This window comes from Halalkalibaculum roseum, from assembly GCF_011059145.1.
Classification (GTDB): Bacteria; Bacteroidota; Rhodothermia; order Balneolales; family Balneolaceae; genus Halalkalibaculum; species Halalkalibaculum roseum.
Genome location: NZ_JAALLT010000002.1, coordinates 114,069 through 131,313 on the forward strand (window position 1 = coordinate 114,069; position 17,245 = coordinate 131,313).

Consider the following 17,245-nt stretch of genomic DNA (forward strand, 5'->3'; position numbering starts at 1 on the left):
CAGTACTTTATGTGTTGATAGATTATTCATCAAATAGATTGTAAGGATTGCATCCTGAGTCGGTCATACCTAAACAGGCTTCTCTTAAATAATAAATAATTTATTTGTTTTGATATAAAAATAATGACCAGCCGTCTGAAACTACCAGTCTTAATAATTGCCTTTATAGTATTAGCGACTGTACCTTTTACTGCTTACTCACAAGCTACACTGGGTGCAAGGGAGTTGAGCATGGGCCGTGCGACAACTGCAATAACGGAAAGTGACTGGTCATTATTTGCAAATCCGGCAATGATATCCACTTCATATACCGGAATATCCTTTTTTGGAGTTCGTTATTACGGATTGGATGAATTGACGGATCTTGCGGTAGCCGTAGTTCTGCCTTCCGCAATTGGATCGCTGGCTTTTGGAGCCCACCGATTTGGGGATGAATTCTATAATGAAAGCAGACTGCGAATTGGTTATAAGAATGAATACCAGGGCTTTCATTTCGGACTAGTTGCGAATTATAATCACTTAGCTATAGGAGGAGGGTATGGATCGGCCGGTGCTATTGGACTGGATGTTGGTATAGCCGCCATGATCCTAAACGGTCTTTGGGTGGCTGCTAAAGCGGTGAATATCAATCAGCCAACTTATGGTAAATATAAGGGCCTCAGTGAAGAACTAGCTCGTGACTTAAGTATAGGGTTGTCATACCAGATAGCAGACCTATTGCTCTTTAGTATAGAGGCTGTAAAAGATATCCGATTCCCGATATCCTACCGTGCGGGAATTGATGCAAAAATTCTGGGCAGTTTCAGGGGCAGGGCGGGAGTAACAACGGAACCGGTTACACTGGCCGGTGGGTTTGGAATCTCGAGCAAGTCCTGGGCTGTGAATATTGGCGTGCAGCAACATGAAAATCCTATTCTTGGAATGAGTCCTGCCATGGATTTCCGATTGTCGTGGTAAAGCAGTTAGTGATAGGAATATTGTTCTGGTTGATATTCGGCCAGTCGTTCGCCTTTCAGCAAGATAGTACCCATTCTGATATACAAGTAGAGATCGAAAGTGTTTTGGAAGAGATCGACATGCCTGAGACAGAAACGAATGCGGAACAGCTCATTCAATTGCTGCAGGATCTACAGCTTAACCCTGTTAACGTGAACAACGCAAACAAAGATGATTTACTACTCATACCGGGAGTCAATCTCAAAATTGCAGATGCTATTATCAGTTATAGGGAAAAGCATGATGGTTTTCAAAGCATGGAAGAATTACTGGCAGTTAGGGGTATCGGTCCGGTAACGTTGACAAAGATAAAACCCTATGTAACAACTGGCACTTCAGGAGCCGGGAAAAAAGCTGGGTATGGTAATATAAGGTACTGGTCAGCCGGTGGAAGATTGCAGATGTATTCACGGGTTCAGCAAAAACTGCAAAAGGCCGAAGGGTATAAAAGATTACCCGTTGATGGCGGATATGTGGGAAATGAAGCAAAATATTATCAGCGAACTCACTATCGTAGCCGTCACTTGTCAGTAAATATAACACAGGAAAAAGATCCGGGAGAACCAATGGGAGGAACAGCCGGGCTGGATTACCTCTCCTGGCATGTGGCACTAAAAGATAACGGGCTGCTCAAAGACCTAGTGGTCGGCGACTATTCCCTGTCTTTTGGACAAGGTTTGGTGCTCTGGAGTGGCGGGGCTTTCGGAAAAGGGCGGGAAACGGTTGGAAATGCCAATAGAAAAGAGCGGGGCATAGCCCCTTATACTTCAGCCCAGGAGACCAATTTTTATCGAGGCGGGGCCGTGACCCTGGGTGGAAGGCTCCAACTGACCGGATTCTACTCCATGAGGAAACAGAGTGCAGCCGTGGTATCGGGCGATACACTAAGCTTTCCGCAAAAGTCGGGACTTTATAGGACCTTAAATGAAAGGGGAAGGCAGCATAACCTCCAACAGGAACTCTACGGTGGAAACTTGAGAATGGAGTTCCCTTACGGGTACGTAGGCGCCACGGCTTATAAAACGGTTTTTAGCAAATATATCGAGGGTAGCAATGCCGTTTCTGACCAATACGAATTTTCGGGATTAAGCAATACGGTAGCAGGAATCAATTACCGATTCATGATTTTTTCTTCCACTTTATTCGGGGAAGTGGCAGCCAGTGAAAACCGGGGATATGGCTTAATCACAGGGATGGAAAGTCCTTTTGGAGAGGATACTGAAATAACGTTGGCATACAGAAACTATACTAAGGATTTCCAATCCCTCATGGCGGATGGTTTTGGCGAAGCCTCAGGCATACCCAGGAATGAAGAGGGGTTATACCTGGGTCTCAGACATGCTATCGGCAACAGATTCACAGTCAGCGGTTATTTCGACCGGTACTATTTTCCGGCACCTCGATTCGGAACGATACAACCTAATAGTGGTTACGACTGGCTTGGATTGTTAGAGATGAATATATATTCAAACCTCAATATTTATCTTCAGGTACGCGGTGAACGCAAGGAAGATGAATATACGGTCACAGATATACTTGGCAGGTCTGTCAGAAAGCTGGGAATCGCCATGCGAAGAACATATCGGATTCAGCTTGAGCACTGGGTCAATAAAAAGATACGTCTGCGAAGTCGCGGTGAATACGTTCAGGGAAAAAAGGGTGGAGAGGATCTGGCTTCCGGCTACCTGATCTATCAAGATATCCGAGTATTGGTAACACCCAAACTAAAAATTGATGGCAGGGTTACCGTATTCGAGACCGATAATTTTAATGCCCGGGTTTACCAGTTCGAAAATGACCTGCTGTATGTGATGTCCAGTGAGATGTTATACGGAGAAGGGCAGCGCTTTTATGTTTTACTCAACTATGAACCTATCCGATTTCTGGAAATGTGGGCCAAGTTTGGGATTACAATCTATGAAGATCAGTTAACAGTCGGCAGTGGATTGGAAGAAATTATGGGTAACAGACGCAGTGAAGTTGGGGCACAGGTGAGATTGAAGTTTTAGAAATAGAATACAGAATTCAGAATACAGGAGTCAGAATGGAATCGATTGACGAAAAAATCTAACTTACTCCCTTCATCCCCCTGTTCTTAGCCATCGCTCTTCGGTGGTGCATTCATCACACCGCTCCGCAGTGAATTACTTCTTAATTCCATAGTAGATGAATCAAGTTTTGTATTTCTAATATGTATGACTAGCCTGACTAGCCTGACTCCTGACTCCTGACTCCTGAATTCTATCCCCGTCGCTTGTAACATGAATCCTTTTATTTTATAATGGGTTCTCTTTCTATAAAATGTATGAAACTGTTAATGGGGTATGAGCTGATCTTAATTCTAGTCGTATTGTTCCTGGCATTTTTTGCCTTGGCAATAGACCTCTGGAGTCCCGATGCCGTTTTGCTTACGGCATTGGTACTGGTGACGGTTGGCGGAGTACTTAATTTGGAACAGGCCCTTCGAGGCTTCGGAAATTCCACATTGCTTGCTTTGGGGAGTCTATATATTATAGCTGCAGCCCTGAGGGAAAGCGGGGCATTAGACCGAGCCAGTGAATTTATTTTGGGAAAAGAAACCCGGAGCATCAGGCGAATTCTTATTAGACTCTGTCCGAGTGTTACGCTCTATTCGGCTTTTCTTAATAATACCCCCATTGTGGCCATGGGTATTCCCGCTATTCGAAGCTGGTCAAAAAAGAACCGGGTACCGGTCTCAAAATTGTTGATGCCGCTCTCTTTTGCAGCTATCCTTGGTGGGATTTGCACATTGATAGGTACCAGTACCAACCTGATCACTCACGGGCTCTTGCAGTCTCATGGGATGCCCGGTTTTTCGTTCTTTGAGCTCTCTCTGTTGGGAGTTCCGTGTGCGATCGCCGGACTCTTTTATTTAATAGTTATATCTCCCAAGCTGACACCGGCACGACGGGATATCCGTTACCAGGAAGAAAAGAAGCGTGAATTACTGGTAGAACTCGAAATTACCCAAGGCGCAAACGTAGTGGGTCAAAGCGTAGAGGAGAGCGGACTTAAGACCTTTCCCGGATTCTACCTTTCCAGAATTAATCGTGACGATCGTGAAATTGCTCCCGTACCAGATGAAGAGGAACTGAGGGCCGGGGATCACCTATTATATGCAGCTCAAGGTGGGGTGGCAGCAAAAGTACCGGATCTTTCCGGTTATCCCGGTTTGCAACTGGCACTGTTGCCACCTAGGGAAATAAAGAGCGACCGGAAGATGAACAGGGAACTTCACCAGGTTGTCGTCAAGGAAGGGTCCCGTCTTGTCGGTGCCACTATTGAGGAAGGAAAGTTACTGGATCGATTCGGTGCTGCGGTAACCGGGGTACGTCGTAAAGGGAAGCGCATAGATCAACCACTGGGTGATTTTATTCTACATGCCGGTGATGTATTGCTTCTGGATACAGGTCGCGGTTTCCGGGGAGCTTATGAAGAGACCCCAGACTTTTTTCTAACGAGTGAAGCAGGGGGAGAGGGTCCGGGAGAAAAGAAAAACATCAAAGAGCAGCGTCCCGGTGGAAAAGATTTGTATGTTTCTGTTGCGGTGCTTTTTGGTGTCATTGCCATGGCCGCCTTTGGAGGCATGCACATTGCCCTGGCAGGTATACTAGGCGTTGTCGTTTTACTAACATTTGGGGTGATTGAGGCCGGGGAGGCCCGTGAATCCGTAGATTGGACGGTATTAATTGTAATTGGAGCGGCGTTGGGGCTTGGCAGTGCCATGGAAGAGAGTGGAGCCGCAGAAATTATTGCAAGCTGGCTGGTTGAATTTACCAGTGCTTATGGTGCCAGAACAGTACTCGCCGGTGTGGTCATTACGACCGTAATACTCACTGAAATTATTACAAACAATGGAGCAGTAGCACTAATGTTTCCCATTGTACTCTCCGTAGCTGAATCCCAGGGATTTGAGGCCAGAGGTTTGTTTATTGCAATGACTATAGCTGCTTCCATGTCGTTGATTACTCCAATTGGGTATCAAACTAATCTGATGGTTTATGGACCGGGTAACTACAAGTTTACCGACTTTTTCAAAGTAGGCTTTCCCCTTCAAATCACGTTATGGGCTATTGTCATAATACTGGCGCCTATCATTTGGCCTATGTAACGGACCATAATGTATACGTTTTCATAATTTGATCATCTACTTTATAGTCCTATCTTTGATGCCTTTGAAAGTTACTTATTAAGATTTGAATCTAATGATCGAAAAAATCATCAAGACAGCCCGGCAAGCCGGTGAAGCGATTTTAGAATTCTATTCTGAGGACATTGAAGTGTATGATAAAGAAGATGATTCTCCGCTCACAAAGGCCGATCTGGCAGCACATCATATTATATTGGATGCACTTGCAGAAATTGATCCGGATACTCCTGTTATTTCTGAGGAGTCGGGAGTCCCAGAATACGATGAAAGAAAGCACTGGAAAAAATTCTGGATAGTAGATCCACTAGACGGCACCAAAGAATTCATTAAAAAGAATGGCGAATTCACGGTGAACATTGCTCTGATCGAAGATGGTAAGCCGGTGCTTGGTGTTGTTTACCTCCCCGCCAAAGATGTAATGTATTTTGGTGAGAAGAATTTGGGCTCGTATAAATCGGAACAGCAAAAAGAGGCGGTTAGGATTTATTCGAAAGCTGCTGATATTTCAAAACCTGTTACTGTTATCCAGAGTCGGTCTCATGGATCAGATACTCTAAAAGATGATCTTGCTGAAAAAGGAATTAAGATGAAAGATTCTGTAAAAGCCGGTAGCTCATTAAAATTCTGCCTGGTGGCAGAAGGCAAAGCAGATATCTATCCTAGGATGGGTCCGACCATGGAGTGGGATGTGGCTGCCGGTGACTGTGTTTATAGAAACTCAGCCCAAAACGGAGAACACTATTCACCTTTGACCTATAATAAGCCGGATTTAAAGAACAGCGGTTTCCTGATTGGGCTCAATGAGAATGTTGAATTTTGATTGGTTAATTTTGAATTGCACTGTTTCTGACGGTCTTCTGTCATCGGTCAATAAATACTTTATTCTAAGAATTAGATTTAACCAAAATCATGTCTGAAGAAAAAAAACTTAAACCGGCGGTACTTTGGTTTACCGGGCTCTCAGGTTCAGGTAAAAGCACGGTTTCCGAGAGGGTATCCCCGGTACTGAAAGAGCGCGGCTATCGCGTGGAACACCTGGATGGAGATGCCATCAGGGATATCTTTCCAAAAACAGGATTTTCAAAAGAAGATCGTAATGCTCACATCAAGCGGGTAGGATATCTGGCCAGCCGCCTTCAGGCGCACGGCGTCTTTGTGATCGGTTCGTTCATATCTCCCTATAAAGAATCCAGGGATTTTGTTCGCAACCTGTGTGAGGATTTTGTGGAAATCTATATATCCACACCACTGGAAGAATGCGAACGAAGGGATGTCAAGGGATTGTATGAAAAAGCAAGGGATGGGGAAATCACTCAGTTTACAGGCATTGACGATCCTTATGAGGCACCCGAAAATCCGGAACTTGAAATTGATACTACAGATATAACCGTGGATGAGGCCGTAGAAAGGGTTATTCAGTATCTAGAAGAGAGATGAGGTATAAAATTAGAAATCCGAATGTTTAAAATTCGAAACTTGTCAGATTTTAATTAGAAAGTCTTTAGTATTTCGAATTTTATATTAACCAATTAGAATTCAAGATTTTTGTTCCAATTAAGTAATAAGAAAAACAATACATGTATTCCTATAAATTAAGTCACATTCGTCAGCTGGAGTCGGAATCAATCTACATATTCCGCGAAGTTGCCGCCCAATTTGAAAATCCGGTCCTGATGTTCTCAGGCGGAAAGGACAGTATCACGATGGCACGGCTGGCACAAAAAGCCTTTTGGCCCGGTAAAATTCCTTTTCCCTTCCTGCATGTAGATACCGGGCACAATTTCCCGGAAACTATCGAGTTTCGGGACAAGCTGATGGATGATCTCGGAGTAGAGTTGATAGTTGCTAAAGTTCAGGATCTCATTGATGAAGGTCGTGTCCAGGAAGAGAAGGGTAAGAACCCTAGCCGAAATAAGCTGCAAATTCCCACCCTTTTAAACGCCCTGGAAAAGCACGGATTTGATGCGGCTTTTGGTGGGGCCCGGCGTGACGAAGAAAAAGCCAGGGCCAAAGAACGTTTCTTCTCCCACAGGGATGAATTCGGGCAGTGGGATCCCAAGAATCAGCGTCCCGAGCTATGGAATTTGTTTAATGGCAGGAAAAACATGGGCGAACACTTCCGAGTATTTCCACTCAGCAACTGGACCGAGATGGATGTCTGGCAGTATATTGCTGCCGAAGATCTGGATATTCCTGAAATTTACTTGTCCCATGTACGGGATGTAGTTGAGCGTGATGGAGTGTACTTGGCTAAAAGTGATTATATCACACTGATAGATGACGAGGAATATGATCAGAAAACTGTTCGTTTTAGAACGATCGGGGATATGACCTGTACCGGCGCGGTCCTATCTGACGCTTCTAACCTCGCGGAAATCATCCAGGAGGTAGCTTCAGCCCGTATTACTGAACGCGGAAATAGGGCGGATGATAAACGCTCGGAAGCCGCTATGGAAGAGCGTAAGAAGGAAGGGTACTTTTAATTCTGAATTTTCATTAATCGTGTAAGATAAGACTGTGTTTTGGGTCATACAATTAACCTAAAACTAATTCCTTGCGTGATGAAAAAAGAGAATATTATTCAGAAAAAGAGTTTTGACTTTTCTCTTTCAATATTAGAGAAATACAAGAAATTAATCGAAGAAAAGGAATATGTAATTTCAAAACAATTACTGAAAAGTGGTACTAGTATCGGTGTAAATGTCGAAGAACCTATTGCTGCACAATCGAGAAAAGATTTTATCTCGAAGATGTCAATTGCATCTAAAGAGGCTAGAGAAACAAAATACTGGTTGAGGCTTCTTCAAAAAAGTAGTTTGACTAATATGGATTTATCAGACTGTTTGAGTGGTGTTGACGAAATTGTTCGAATATTGACTTCAATTGTGATGACAACCAAAAGGAATTCATAATCCAAAATTCAAAATTTATAATTACTGAATGAGCGATAGCAAAGAAGCTAGAAAATATTTAGATATGGATCTCCTCCGCTTTACAACGGCGGGGAGTGTTGATGATGGAAAGAGCACATTAATTGGTCGCCTACTGTACGACTCCAAACAGATTTTTGATGACCAGATGGAGGCTATCGAGGAATCCAGTCGAAAAAAAGGTGATGAGTATACCAATCTGGCCCTGTTGACAGACGGTCTCTCAGCTGAAAGGGAACAGGGCATTACCATCGATGTGGCCTACCGTTATTTTTCGACGCCTAACAGAAAATTCATTATTGCCGATACACCGGGACATGTGCAGTATACCCGTAATATGGTTACCGGCGCCTCCACGGCCAATCTGGCAATTATCCTGGTGGATGCCCGAAACGGTGTCATTGAACAAACCTGTCGCCATTCGTTCATTGCGTCCTTATTGCAGATCAAGCACATTGTACTGTGCGTAAATAAGATGGATCTTGTTGACTACAGGGAAGAGCAGTTTGAAAAAATTAAAGCACAGTTTAGAGAATTCTCTTCGAAGCTAGATGTGCCGGATATTCACTATATTCCAATAAGTGCTTTGTATGGAGATAACGTAGTCGATAAGTCCGATAAAATGGACTGGTATGACGGGGGTACGTTGCTCTATACCTTGGAAAACGTACAGGTAGACAGCGACTATAATCATGTAGACAGCCGCTTTCCGGTGCAGTGGGTAACCCGTCCCCAATCTACCGAGTATCCCGATTATCGCGGCTATGCCGGGAGAGTAGCCGGCGGTGTTTTTAAACCCGGAGATGAAATCATTGCATTACCTTCAGGGTTTACCAGCAAGATTGACAGTGTTGAGACTTTTGAAAATGAGGAGGATGAAGTGTTTTCCCCTATGTCCATTACGATGACACTGGAAAACGATATAGATATCAGTCGTGGGGACATGATCGCGAAACCCGATAATCAACCAAATGTCGGACAGGATATCGACCTGATGATCTGCTGGCTTAATAAAAAGCCGCTACAGCCTGGCGGAAAGTATGCCATCAAGCACACCACTCAGGAAGCCCGGTGTATTATTAAAGAAGTGAAGTACAAGGTAAATATAAATACCCTTCACAGAGCAGAAGGAGACAAAGAAATCGGTCTCAATGATATCGGACGTATTCAAATCCGCACGACCCAGCCGCTGTTCTACGACAGCTACAAACGCAACCGCACCACCGGCAGCCTGATTCTTATTGATGAATACACTAATGAGACAGTGGGAGCGGGGATGATTTTATAATTGTTGAGATGGTGGTTTAGTGAGTTGTGAATTGATCCTTTCTGGATTAATTGGATAAGAGATTATTTTATATAATAGAATAATACATTTAATTCTTTAAGCAATGTTCCATAACTGAAATTTGTTATGGATTTGATTACTAACTCAATAATTTTTAAACGTGAAAGGAATCATCCTCGCAGGCGGTAGCGGAAGCCGCTTACATCCCATAACTGCTAGCGTCTCCAAGCAGTTACTTCCCGTCTATGACAAGCCGATGATCTACTACCCGTTATCAGTGCTGATGCTGGCAGATATTCGTGAGATTCTGATCATATCTACTCCAAGAGACAAAGAACTTTTCAAAAATCTTTTGGGTGATGGCTCAAAGTGGGGCTTGGAACTCTCATATGCCGTTCAGCCCGAACCGAAAGGAATCGCCCAGGCCTTTACCATTGGAGAGAAGTTTATTGGAGGAGATTCCGTTGCTCTTATCCTTGGTGATAACATTTTTTATGGACAAGGTTTTACAAAGATCCTGCAGGATGCTTCGGAAAAGCAGGGGGGAGCTACTATATTCGGACATAAAGTGAAAGATCCGCAACGTTTTGGAGTAGTGGAGTTTGATGAAAATAACAAGGTGATTTCCATAGAAGAAAAGCCGGACAAGCCCAAGTCGGAATATGCCGTAACCGGTCTCTATTTTTATGATAATCAGGTGGTAGAAATAGCAAAATCACTAACACCATCCAACCGGGGAGAGCTGGAAATTACGGATGTGAATCGTACCTACCTGGATACTGGAAATCTACAAGTTGAGTTACTTGGTAGAGGTTTTGCCTGGCTGGATACCGGAACACCCGAATCGTTGATGGAGGCATCCCAGTTTGTTGAGATCATTGAAAGGAGACAGGATTTGAAGATCGCCTGCCCGGAAGAGATTGCCTACCGGAAAGAATGGATCAGCAAGAAAGAGATTCTGAAACTGGCTTCGGAATTTTCTAATTCTTATGGTGAATACCTCGAACGATTAGTCAGTACCAAATAAGCCCCTCCATCTTTAAACTGTACAACAGAGTTACACAAAGATTCCTCAAAGGTACACAAAGTGATTACAAGATCACTGATATGCGACCGTATTAAACTTTGTGAATCTTTAGCCTTTCATTGTGAAACTTTGTGTAATAGCTTTTTAAGCTCTCCGCCTGTTTAGCTTTCTATCCATTTATTTATTTCTGTAGCCATTATCTGATAAAATCATTACTAGATGTAAGGAATTACCTTCTCACAGATCTTACCGATATATCCCATCTGCAAATTTATTCACTGAAAAAAATAACCAGTTTTGAAGAGAGGGAGTCATGAGACAACGCGAGAGAACCATATCCTTTGCACACATATTTTTTATTTCTATTAGTACAGTTATTGGGTTGCTTAATCCATCAATAATTAATGCGCAAACGCCGACTATTACAGCATCACCATCTACATTAACGGTACAACCAAATGAGATTATTACCCTTACATTCGGAGTAGATAGCCCTGTTGATGCTTACTATTTCGGTACAGAAGTTCAGTTCGATCCCAATATATTTGAATTCATTGGCGAGTTTGATACGGGCATAATGACCGGCGGTATTACCATCGCCGACCTACTGGCAAGTAATAGGGTCGGTGCTTCGGTTTCATTGACTGCACCACTTTCGGGTCCCGCTTCGGGTAACCTGTTGGCTTTGAACTTTCGTGTTCGTCAGACTGCAACGGTCGGAGCAACCGATTTTACTTTTCTGTCAGCTGAACTGAATAACTCGAACGGTTTTCTGATTGAGGGTCTTACACCTGCACTGTTGAGCATACAAGTGGAGGAGGGAGTCAGTGATTTGAAGCTGACCATTCCTGCAATTAATCAGCTTACAGAAGGAGGAGAGCTATCAGTTTCAGGGGAGATTTATGTCAATGATATAACCGTTAACGAGAGTCTGGAATCATCAAGGATATCGATGTGGGTTGGATTGAATCTCACCGATACCGATCCCTCAGGCTGGAGTGAGCTGTCATGGACACCCATGAATTTTGATAGCCAACTGGACAGCTATCATGTCTACCTGGAAAATGTCGGTTTTGGGATGAGTCCGGGAACCTACTACATAGCGCTTCGCGGGCAGTTGGATTCTCAACCTTTTGTCTATGGTGGGCAGAGCTCTTCCGGTGGCGGAATTTGGGATGGAGTTATAAACCGAAATGCACAACTTATAATTAATGAGAACCCGCCCTTTCGATACGTACTGGCCGGATGGGATTTTGATGATGAAACACTTCTAGCATCACTAGCAGTACCGTCGAATGAAGGTATAGCCTTTCAACTATTGGGTGCGAATGAGGATGGATTCAGTAATGGCGCTGCCGGTCGGGCTGCCAATGCCGATGGATGGCAATACACCGAAGGCGATGAAAAATATTGGCTGGCGGTACTGTCCACGCAAGGATTTCAAAACATAACAGTTTCCTCTAAACAATACGGCACCAGCTCGAGTCCGCGAGACTTCGAAATGGAAGCTAGTCTGGATGGTCTCTCATGGGAACTGATATCCCCTGACACCATCCGGGTTGCTTCCAGCTGGAACAGTGCCGTGGTTGATAATCTGGCTCTACCGACCGGTTATGATGATCAGCCTGAAATATATATTCGCTGGATTCGACGCGGAGATCTAAGGGTTGACGGTACTGTGGGTATTACAACCGGTAATAACCGGATTGATGATGTGTATATATACGGAGAAAATATTGCTCCTTATGAGGTCTCGGTCTGGCCGGGTGATACAGACGACAACGGGCTGGTGGACGAGTTGGATGTGCTGTCTCTGGGCCAGTACTGGCTGAGTGCGGGTCCGCTGCCTATCTATTCCGGTATTTCATGGTCTGCCCGCAATGTTGAGGCCTGGATACCTGAGGAGGGCACCTATGCCGATGCAAATGGTGATGGTCGAGTTAATTATCGCGATCTTCTTCCGGTTGGATTGAACTTTGGTGAAACGAATGCATTACCCAAGGAATTGAATCCTCTCGAATTACAAACTCCGCCAATAGCAGAGTTGATTATTAAAAGACTGAAAGCAGGTGATCGAATTACCATAAGCATTCAGTCGGAAGAAACGGTATGGCTGACCGGTATGAGCTACCGTATCAATTTGGGGAATCTGGATCCTGCCGCCTGGCGACTGGTTGAAATAAATACCGGGGGATGGGGTGGAGAATGGTTTGAGGAAGAGAAAATGCTCTCCTTCGAACGTGTAGAGCAAGGTTATTCCCGGGCATATGTTACGGCCGTGCATAAAGGAAAGGCTTATCCGAAGTCCACGAGTGTTTTAGCGGAACTCGTCATTGAAGCTACAAGAAACTGGAATCAGAATCCTAAAATAGTTCTGGAAAGAATGGTGCTGACGAATAACAAGGATCGTCAAAATATGAACAGTGCTTTGCTGGTATCCGAAGATGGAGAAAAGGATGACAACACAGAACCTGCCCTGCCAACTCGAGTCAGACTGCAGCAAAACTACCCGAACCCGTTCAACCCGGAAACGGTGATCAACTACTCACTCCCGAAAGACGGTGAAGCTTCGATGATCATTTATGATATGCTGGGCAGGGAGGTAGTCACTCTGTTCAACGGTCCGCAAAAAGCTGGCAATTATGATCTTCGCTTTGATGGCAGTAACCTCTCAAGCGGAATATACATCTACCGCCTCAAAGCAGAGGGTAAAGTATTAACACGAATGCTCACCCTTATAAAGTAACCATTTAAATTTGCCGCAGATTTTCACGGATTAAGTGTTTAAAAATAATCTGTGAAGATCTGTGGCAAAAAAAGGGTTTTGTTTTTCTCCCTTACTAAAAATCCGTATTATTGTGAGCTATAGAGGCATTCAGTTCTATAGTAATATTCACCTATTCAACAGACGGGAAAAATCACCTAACCCTGAGTAATAAAGACAAACATAACAACCCTGATAATAAGCCCGATAGCGGAAAGGTTTCTCCGAAGGAGCTTCCACTTCCTGAATATAGACTTGTGCCTGTTGAAGAATGGGAGAGTAGAGAAACGAGTGAAGATATAATTAGTTTAGGTACACTGATTAAACTTTTATGGGACAACCGAAAAACTTTGTACAAATATCTAAGTATAGGTATTGTAATTGGACTTTTTGTTGCCATAATGAGTCCAAAAGAGTATCAAAGTCAGGCAACTTTATTACCTGAAGTGCAATCTTCTGAATCTGGAGCTAGTAGGCTCCTGCAACAATATGGTGGAATACTTGGAATAAATGCTGGAAGTGCTACTAGTACTGAAACAATGATTTCCCCGATTCTTTATCCACAAATAGTTCAAAGTTTGCCTTTTCAACTTGAACTCCTAAATACCAATATATCTTTCCCCCGATTTGATACTACCACAACAGTTTTTAACTATTTTGATGAGATTTATAAACCATCCATTTTAAGTTATGTTAGGGGATATACAATAGGGCTTCCAGGTAAAATAGTTGGATTATTTAAAAGTGAAGGGGGGACGCAACAACCTTTACCTAATGAGTTTAAAGCTGATTCAATAATTTCAGTAACAGAACATCAAATGGAAATAATTGAAAATCTCCGAAGCAGAATCAGCATTTCATTTAACGATGAGATTGGGGTCATAAATTTAAATGTGAGGATGCCTGATCCAAATGCAGCAGCCTCACTAGCTAATTTAAGTATAGATTTAATTCGAGAATATGTAACTAGATACCGGACAAGAAAAGCTCAAGAAGATTTAGAATTTGCTCAAATACAAAAGTCAAACGCTCGTGAAGAATTTGAACAAGCGCAAAATAAACTGTCTGAATTTCGTGATAATAATATTAATCTAGCTACTGCAAAAGCTCAATCACAGGAACAACGGCTTCAATCAGAATATGACCTAGCGTTTAATGTATATAACACCTTGGCTCAACAGGTAGAACAAGCAAAACTTAAACTTCAAGAACAGACACCAGTTGTAAGAATATTACAACCAGTCCAAGTTCCGGTAAATGATGATACCAGTGGACTAAGAATTCTTATTTTGATTTCATTGATTAGTACACTAATCGGTATTGGATGGATTTTTATTCAATACTTTTTGTTAAATAATTCATCTCTAGAGGAATAAACACTATTTATAATTAATTAATGTCAGTGGTTTTCAGTGATAAAAATTGAAAACTAATTAAATAAATCCAAAATAGGCTCGGTAAACTTTACTCTTTTTGAATAAATCTAAACATAAATAGCGAAGCCTATTAGTAGCGTAATTATTCTAAAACATTGTGAGAGAAAATTTCAAGTTAGTATTTGTAGGTTGCATTTCAACTATATTATGACTTATCTCTTCAAGTATTGGTTTAAGACATAAATTAACGCAAAAAGACGAGATTTAAGTTAGATCTTTTAAATGAGTAAAATGCTTTTATCAGATTCATTGATACACGAATACTGTAAATTCATTATTGGATAATGCAGTATATCAAGCTCAAAGGAATAGTTGATAAATTAAAATTAAGTCAGTTTTTAAAATCAACTTCGAAAACCACAATTGTTAAAGCTGGCGGTATGGTGGCTGGTGTGCTAGTCAGTATAGCAATTGGGCGATTATTAGGTGCGGATGGCCTAGGAATAATAAGTCTTTCAAATCAGATTGTTAGAATATTAACAATGTTGGTTTTATTAGGACTCCCTACTGTAATTATTAAAGAAACATCTATAGCTGTTAGTAAAAAAAAATGGGCATACATTAATGATGTCATATTTACCAGTCTGCTTATCAATATACCATTTGCTTTATTAGTTGTAATACTTAGTTATTATGTCTTACCGATAGTAGTCTCTACATTTTTCGAAGAATCGTTAAGAGTTCCATTATTAATTATAACTATCGGCCTGTTATTCCAAGTAATATCCAAAATATTCGGACCGAGTTTAAATGGGTATGGTAAAATATGGCAAGCTAGTTTAGCAGAAAATACACTTAGTATAGTACTGGTAGCTCTTAGCATATTAATACAGCATACATTAGACTGGCAAATCAGTGTTATCAGTGTTGCAATTTCTTATACGGTAGCAAACTTCATAGTTTCTATAATATTATCCACCTATTGGAAACATGTTCACAAGACCTCATTGGATGTAATTAATAATTTTATTCCAAAGAAATTACTGACTGTTGGGTTACCGCTTCTATTTATTCAATCGACGAATGTTATTGCAACTACTATTGATAGTATTATGATAGGGTCATTCTTAAGTACCAAGGAGGTTGGTATTTATGGAGTAGCTTTCAATATCGCTTTTGCCTCTTCATTTTTTTTGCAGGTTACCAATTCGGTATTAGCACCCAGAGTAGCTTCTTTGTTTGCAGATAATGACATCAAAGAAATGGAACAAATTGTTCAGAAAGTTACGATGGGACTAACATTTATTGCGATATTAGGATTCTTGATAATTTTGCTAGGTGGGAAATATATTCTCCCAATATGGGGTAATGAGTTTTTAGAAGGATATAAACCCTTACTTATTTTAAGTATAGGCCAATTTTTTAATATAGCAGCAGGATGTGTAGGGTTAATTCTTACTCTGTGTGACCAAGAAAAAAAATGGGGTTATATCACTTTAATTTCTGCTATTCTAAACACAATTTTAAATATAAGCTTTATAAAGCTTTGGGGGATTCAAGGGGCTTCAATTGCAACAGCAACAACTATGATATTTATGAATATATCAGGCGTTGTTTTAGTTAAGAAAAATATTGGAATACTCACCTTTCCAATTAATAAGATTTTAAAAATTTAGTGAAAAAGCTCATAATTCATATTGGCTATCCAAAGACAGCAACAACTTCATTGCAGTTAAATCTTTTAGGAGATCTATGGCGAGAACATAAAATTGAATACATAAATCATTTGAAAGAACCAAAACCTTATTTAGGTAATATTAGGTGTTATAAAAATATCCAAAGTATTATTTCCGGCCGAAATTATTCTGATTTTGAATTGAAAAATGAATTAAAATCCCTTGAACATATAAAGAAATCCATTACAGTGATTTCTGCCGAAACATTATCAACCATTTATCCCGACCATAACTTTGCCAATTTAGATTCTTTTGCTTACAAAAATGCTCAAAAATTTAAAGAAACATTTTCAGGATATTTTGATGTCATTGAAATAGTGATTGGAATTAGGGCACAGCGAGAAATTGTGCATGCTGTTTATAAGCAATGGTACAACGAAATTGTAGGTGAGAATCCAATATTTGAGGATTTTACGAAATGGCTAGAAGAAAACTTTAGCAAATCAAAATCTGAACAGTCTATACTTTTTAATTATAACATTTTCATACAAGAATATTGCAAGGTTTTCGGAAGGAAAAATGTCCACATCTTACTTTACGAAGATTTATTACATGACAAAAACATGTATTATAATAAATTAGCCTTCATATTTGATACTGAAAAGAGTAAAGTTCAAACCAGTTTAGAGAGAAATATAAGAAACAAATCGAACTTGCGTGATGATGGTAAAATTGAAATACCCCGTTCTACTTTGGGCCAGAAAATCACTTCGCCTTTTAGAAGAATTCTTAGGAAGAATGTTAACTCTAGTAAATATGACAGTATTAAAAGAATTTACCATGCCATAATACCTGAATCAATACGAGATAGAAAAATAGGCGCTAATAAAGCTGTAAGGCAGATAAAAGAAAATGAAGCTAATTATTTAAAGAACAGATTCAAAGATTCTAATTTAAAATTGATATCGAGCTTTGATTTTAATAAAGAAAAAATGAAAAAATACAAGTACATATAAA

13 protein-coding genes are annotated in these 17,245 nt (G+C 41.2%); all 13 read left to right on the forward strand.

The genetic code is table 11. The annotated features are described in order from the left end of the window. The first annotated feature begins 231 nt into the window (after window positions 1-231). The 13 genes from G3570_RS04645 to G3570_RS04705 all read left to right on the forward strand — a co-directional run bounded on the left by G3570_RS04645 (window position 232) and on the right by G3570_RS04705 (window position 17,244). Window positions 232-957 carry a hypothetical protein gene (locus G3570_RS04645; RefSeq protein WP_165139789.1) on the forward strand — a complete coding sequence of 242 codons (726 nt, stop codon included), beginning with the start codon at window positions 232-234 and terminating at the stop codon, window positions 955-957. After that, window positions 951-3,005 (forward strand): helix-hairpin-helix domain-containing protein, encoded by a 2,055-nt coding sequence (locus tag G3570_RS04650; protein ID WP_165139791.1) that lies wholly within the window; start codon window positions 951-953, stop codon window positions 3,003-3,005. Before G3570_RS04645 ends, G3570_RS04650 begins: the two co-directional genes overlap by 7 nt. A gap of 296 nt (window positions 3,006-3,301) precedes the next feature. Further along, window positions 3,302-5,128 carry an SLC13 family permease gene (locus G3570_RS04655; RefSeq protein WP_165139793.1) on the forward strand — a complete coding sequence of 609 codons (1,827 nt, stop codon included), beginning with the start codon at window positions 3,302-3,304 and terminating at the stop codon, window positions 5,126-5,128. 94 nt (window positions 5,129-5,222) lie between these two features. After that, window positions 5,223-5,987 carry a 3'(2'),5'-bisphosphate nucleotidase CysQ gene (gene cysQ / locus G3570_RS04660; protein ID WP_165139795.1) on the forward strand — a complete coding sequence of 255 codons (765 nt, stop codon included), beginning with the start codon at window positions 5,223-5,225 and terminating at the stop codon, window positions 5,985-5,987. 89 nt (window positions 5,988-6,076) lie between these two features. Continuing rightward, window positions 6,077-6,604 carry an adenylyl-sulfate kinase gene (gene cysC / locus G3570_RS04665; protein WP_165139797.1) on the forward strand — a complete coding sequence of 176 codons (528 nt, stop codon included), beginning with the start codon at window positions 6,077-6,079 and terminating at the stop codon, window positions 6,602-6,604. Window positions 6,605-6,744: 140 nt separating this feature from the next. Then, window positions 6,745-7,650, forward strand: a complete 906-nt coding sequence (gene cysD / locus G3570_RS04670) for a sulfate adenylyltransferase subunit CysD (protein WP_165139799.1) — start codon at window positions 6,745-6,747, stop codon at window positions 7,648-7,650. 78 nt (window positions 7,651-7,728) lie between these two features. After that, entirely contained in the window at window positions 7,729-8,079 is a 351-nt protein-coding gene (locus tag G3570_RS04675) for a four helix bundle protein (protein ID WP_165139801.1), read from the forward strand. 28 nt (window positions 8,080-8,107) lie between these two features. Further along, window positions 8,108-9,385, forward strand: coding sequence for a sulfate adenylyltransferase subunit CysN (cysN, locus tag G3570_RS04680; protein ID WP_165139803.1), 1,278 nt, complete (start codon window positions 8,108-8,110; stop codon window positions 9,383-9,385). A 160-nt stretch (window positions 9,386-9,545) separates the two neighbouring features. After that, entirely contained in the window at window positions 9,546-10,412 is an 867-nt protein-coding gene (gene rfbA, locus G3570_RS04685) for a glucose-1-phosphate thymidylyltransferase RfbA (protein WP_165139805.1), read from the forward strand. Window positions 10,413-10,725: 313 nt separating this feature from the next. Then, window positions 10,726-13,158: a T9SS type A sorting domain-containing protein gene (locus G3570_RS04690; RefSeq protein ID WP_165139807.1), complete on the forward strand. Its 2,433-nt coding sequence runs from the start codon at window positions 10,726-10,728 to the stop codon at window positions 13,156-13,158. Between the two features lie 275 nt (window positions 13,159-13,433). After that, complete coding sequence (locus tag G3570_RS04695) at window positions 13,434-14,552, forward strand: Wzz/FepE/Etk N-terminal domain-containing protein (RefSeq protein ID WP_165139809.1); 1,119 nt, start codon at window positions 13,434-13,436, stop codon at window positions 14,550-14,552. Window positions 14,553-14,896: 344 nt separating this feature from the next. Then, window positions 14,897-16,228 carry a flippase gene (locus tag G3570_RS04700; RefSeq protein ID WP_165139811.1) on the forward strand — a complete coding sequence of 444 codons (1,332 nt, stop codon included), beginning with the start codon at window positions 14,897-14,899 and terminating at the stop codon, window positions 16,226-16,228. After that, a complete protein-coding gene (locus tag G3570_RS04705; RefSeq protein ID WP_165139813.1) occupies window positions 16,228-17,244 on the forward strand; it encodes a hypothetical protein in 1,017 nt (338 codons plus the stop codon). The genes G3570_RS04700 and G3570_RS04705 overlap by 1 nt, the downstream gene beginning before the upstream one ends. Window position 17,245: the final 1 nt, after the last annotated feature.

Bases quoted from the DNA above. Each gene is read 5' to 3' on its own strand.
- cysC (WP_165139797.1), top strand. From the start codon at position 6,077: ATGTCTGAAGAAAAAAAACTTAAACCGGCGGTACTTTGGTTTACCGGG.
- cysN (WP_165139803.1), top strand. From the start codon at position 8,108: ATGAGCGATAGCAAAGAAGCTAGAAAATATTTAGATATGGATCTCCTC.
- G3570_RS04675 (WP_165139801.1), top strand. From the start codon at position 7,729: ATGAAAAAAGAGAATATTATTCAGAAAAAGAGTTTTGACTTTTCTCTT.
- cysQ (WP_165139795.1), top strand. From the start codon at position 5,223: ATGATCGAAAAAATCATCAAGACAGCCCGGCAAGCCGGTGAAGCGATT.
- G3570_RS04690 (WP_165139807.1), top strand. From the start codon at position 10,726: ATGAGACAACGCGAGAGAACCATATCCTTTGCACACATATTTTTTATT.
- G3570_RS04645 (WP_165139789.1), top strand. From the start codon at position 232: ATGGGCCGTGCGACAACTGCAATAACGGAAAGTGACTGGTCATTATTT.
- G3570_RS04655 (WP_165139793.1), top strand. From the start codon at position 3,302: ATGAAACTGTTAATGGGGTATGAGCTGATCTTAATTCTAGTCGTATTG.
- cysD (WP_165139799.1), top strand. From the start codon at position 6,745: ATGTATTCCTATAAATTAAGTCACATTCGTCAGCTGGAGTCGGAATCA.
- G3570_RS04700 (WP_165139811.1), top strand. From the start codon at position 14,897: ATGCAGTATATCAAGCTCAAAGGAATAGTTGATAAATTAAAATTAAGT.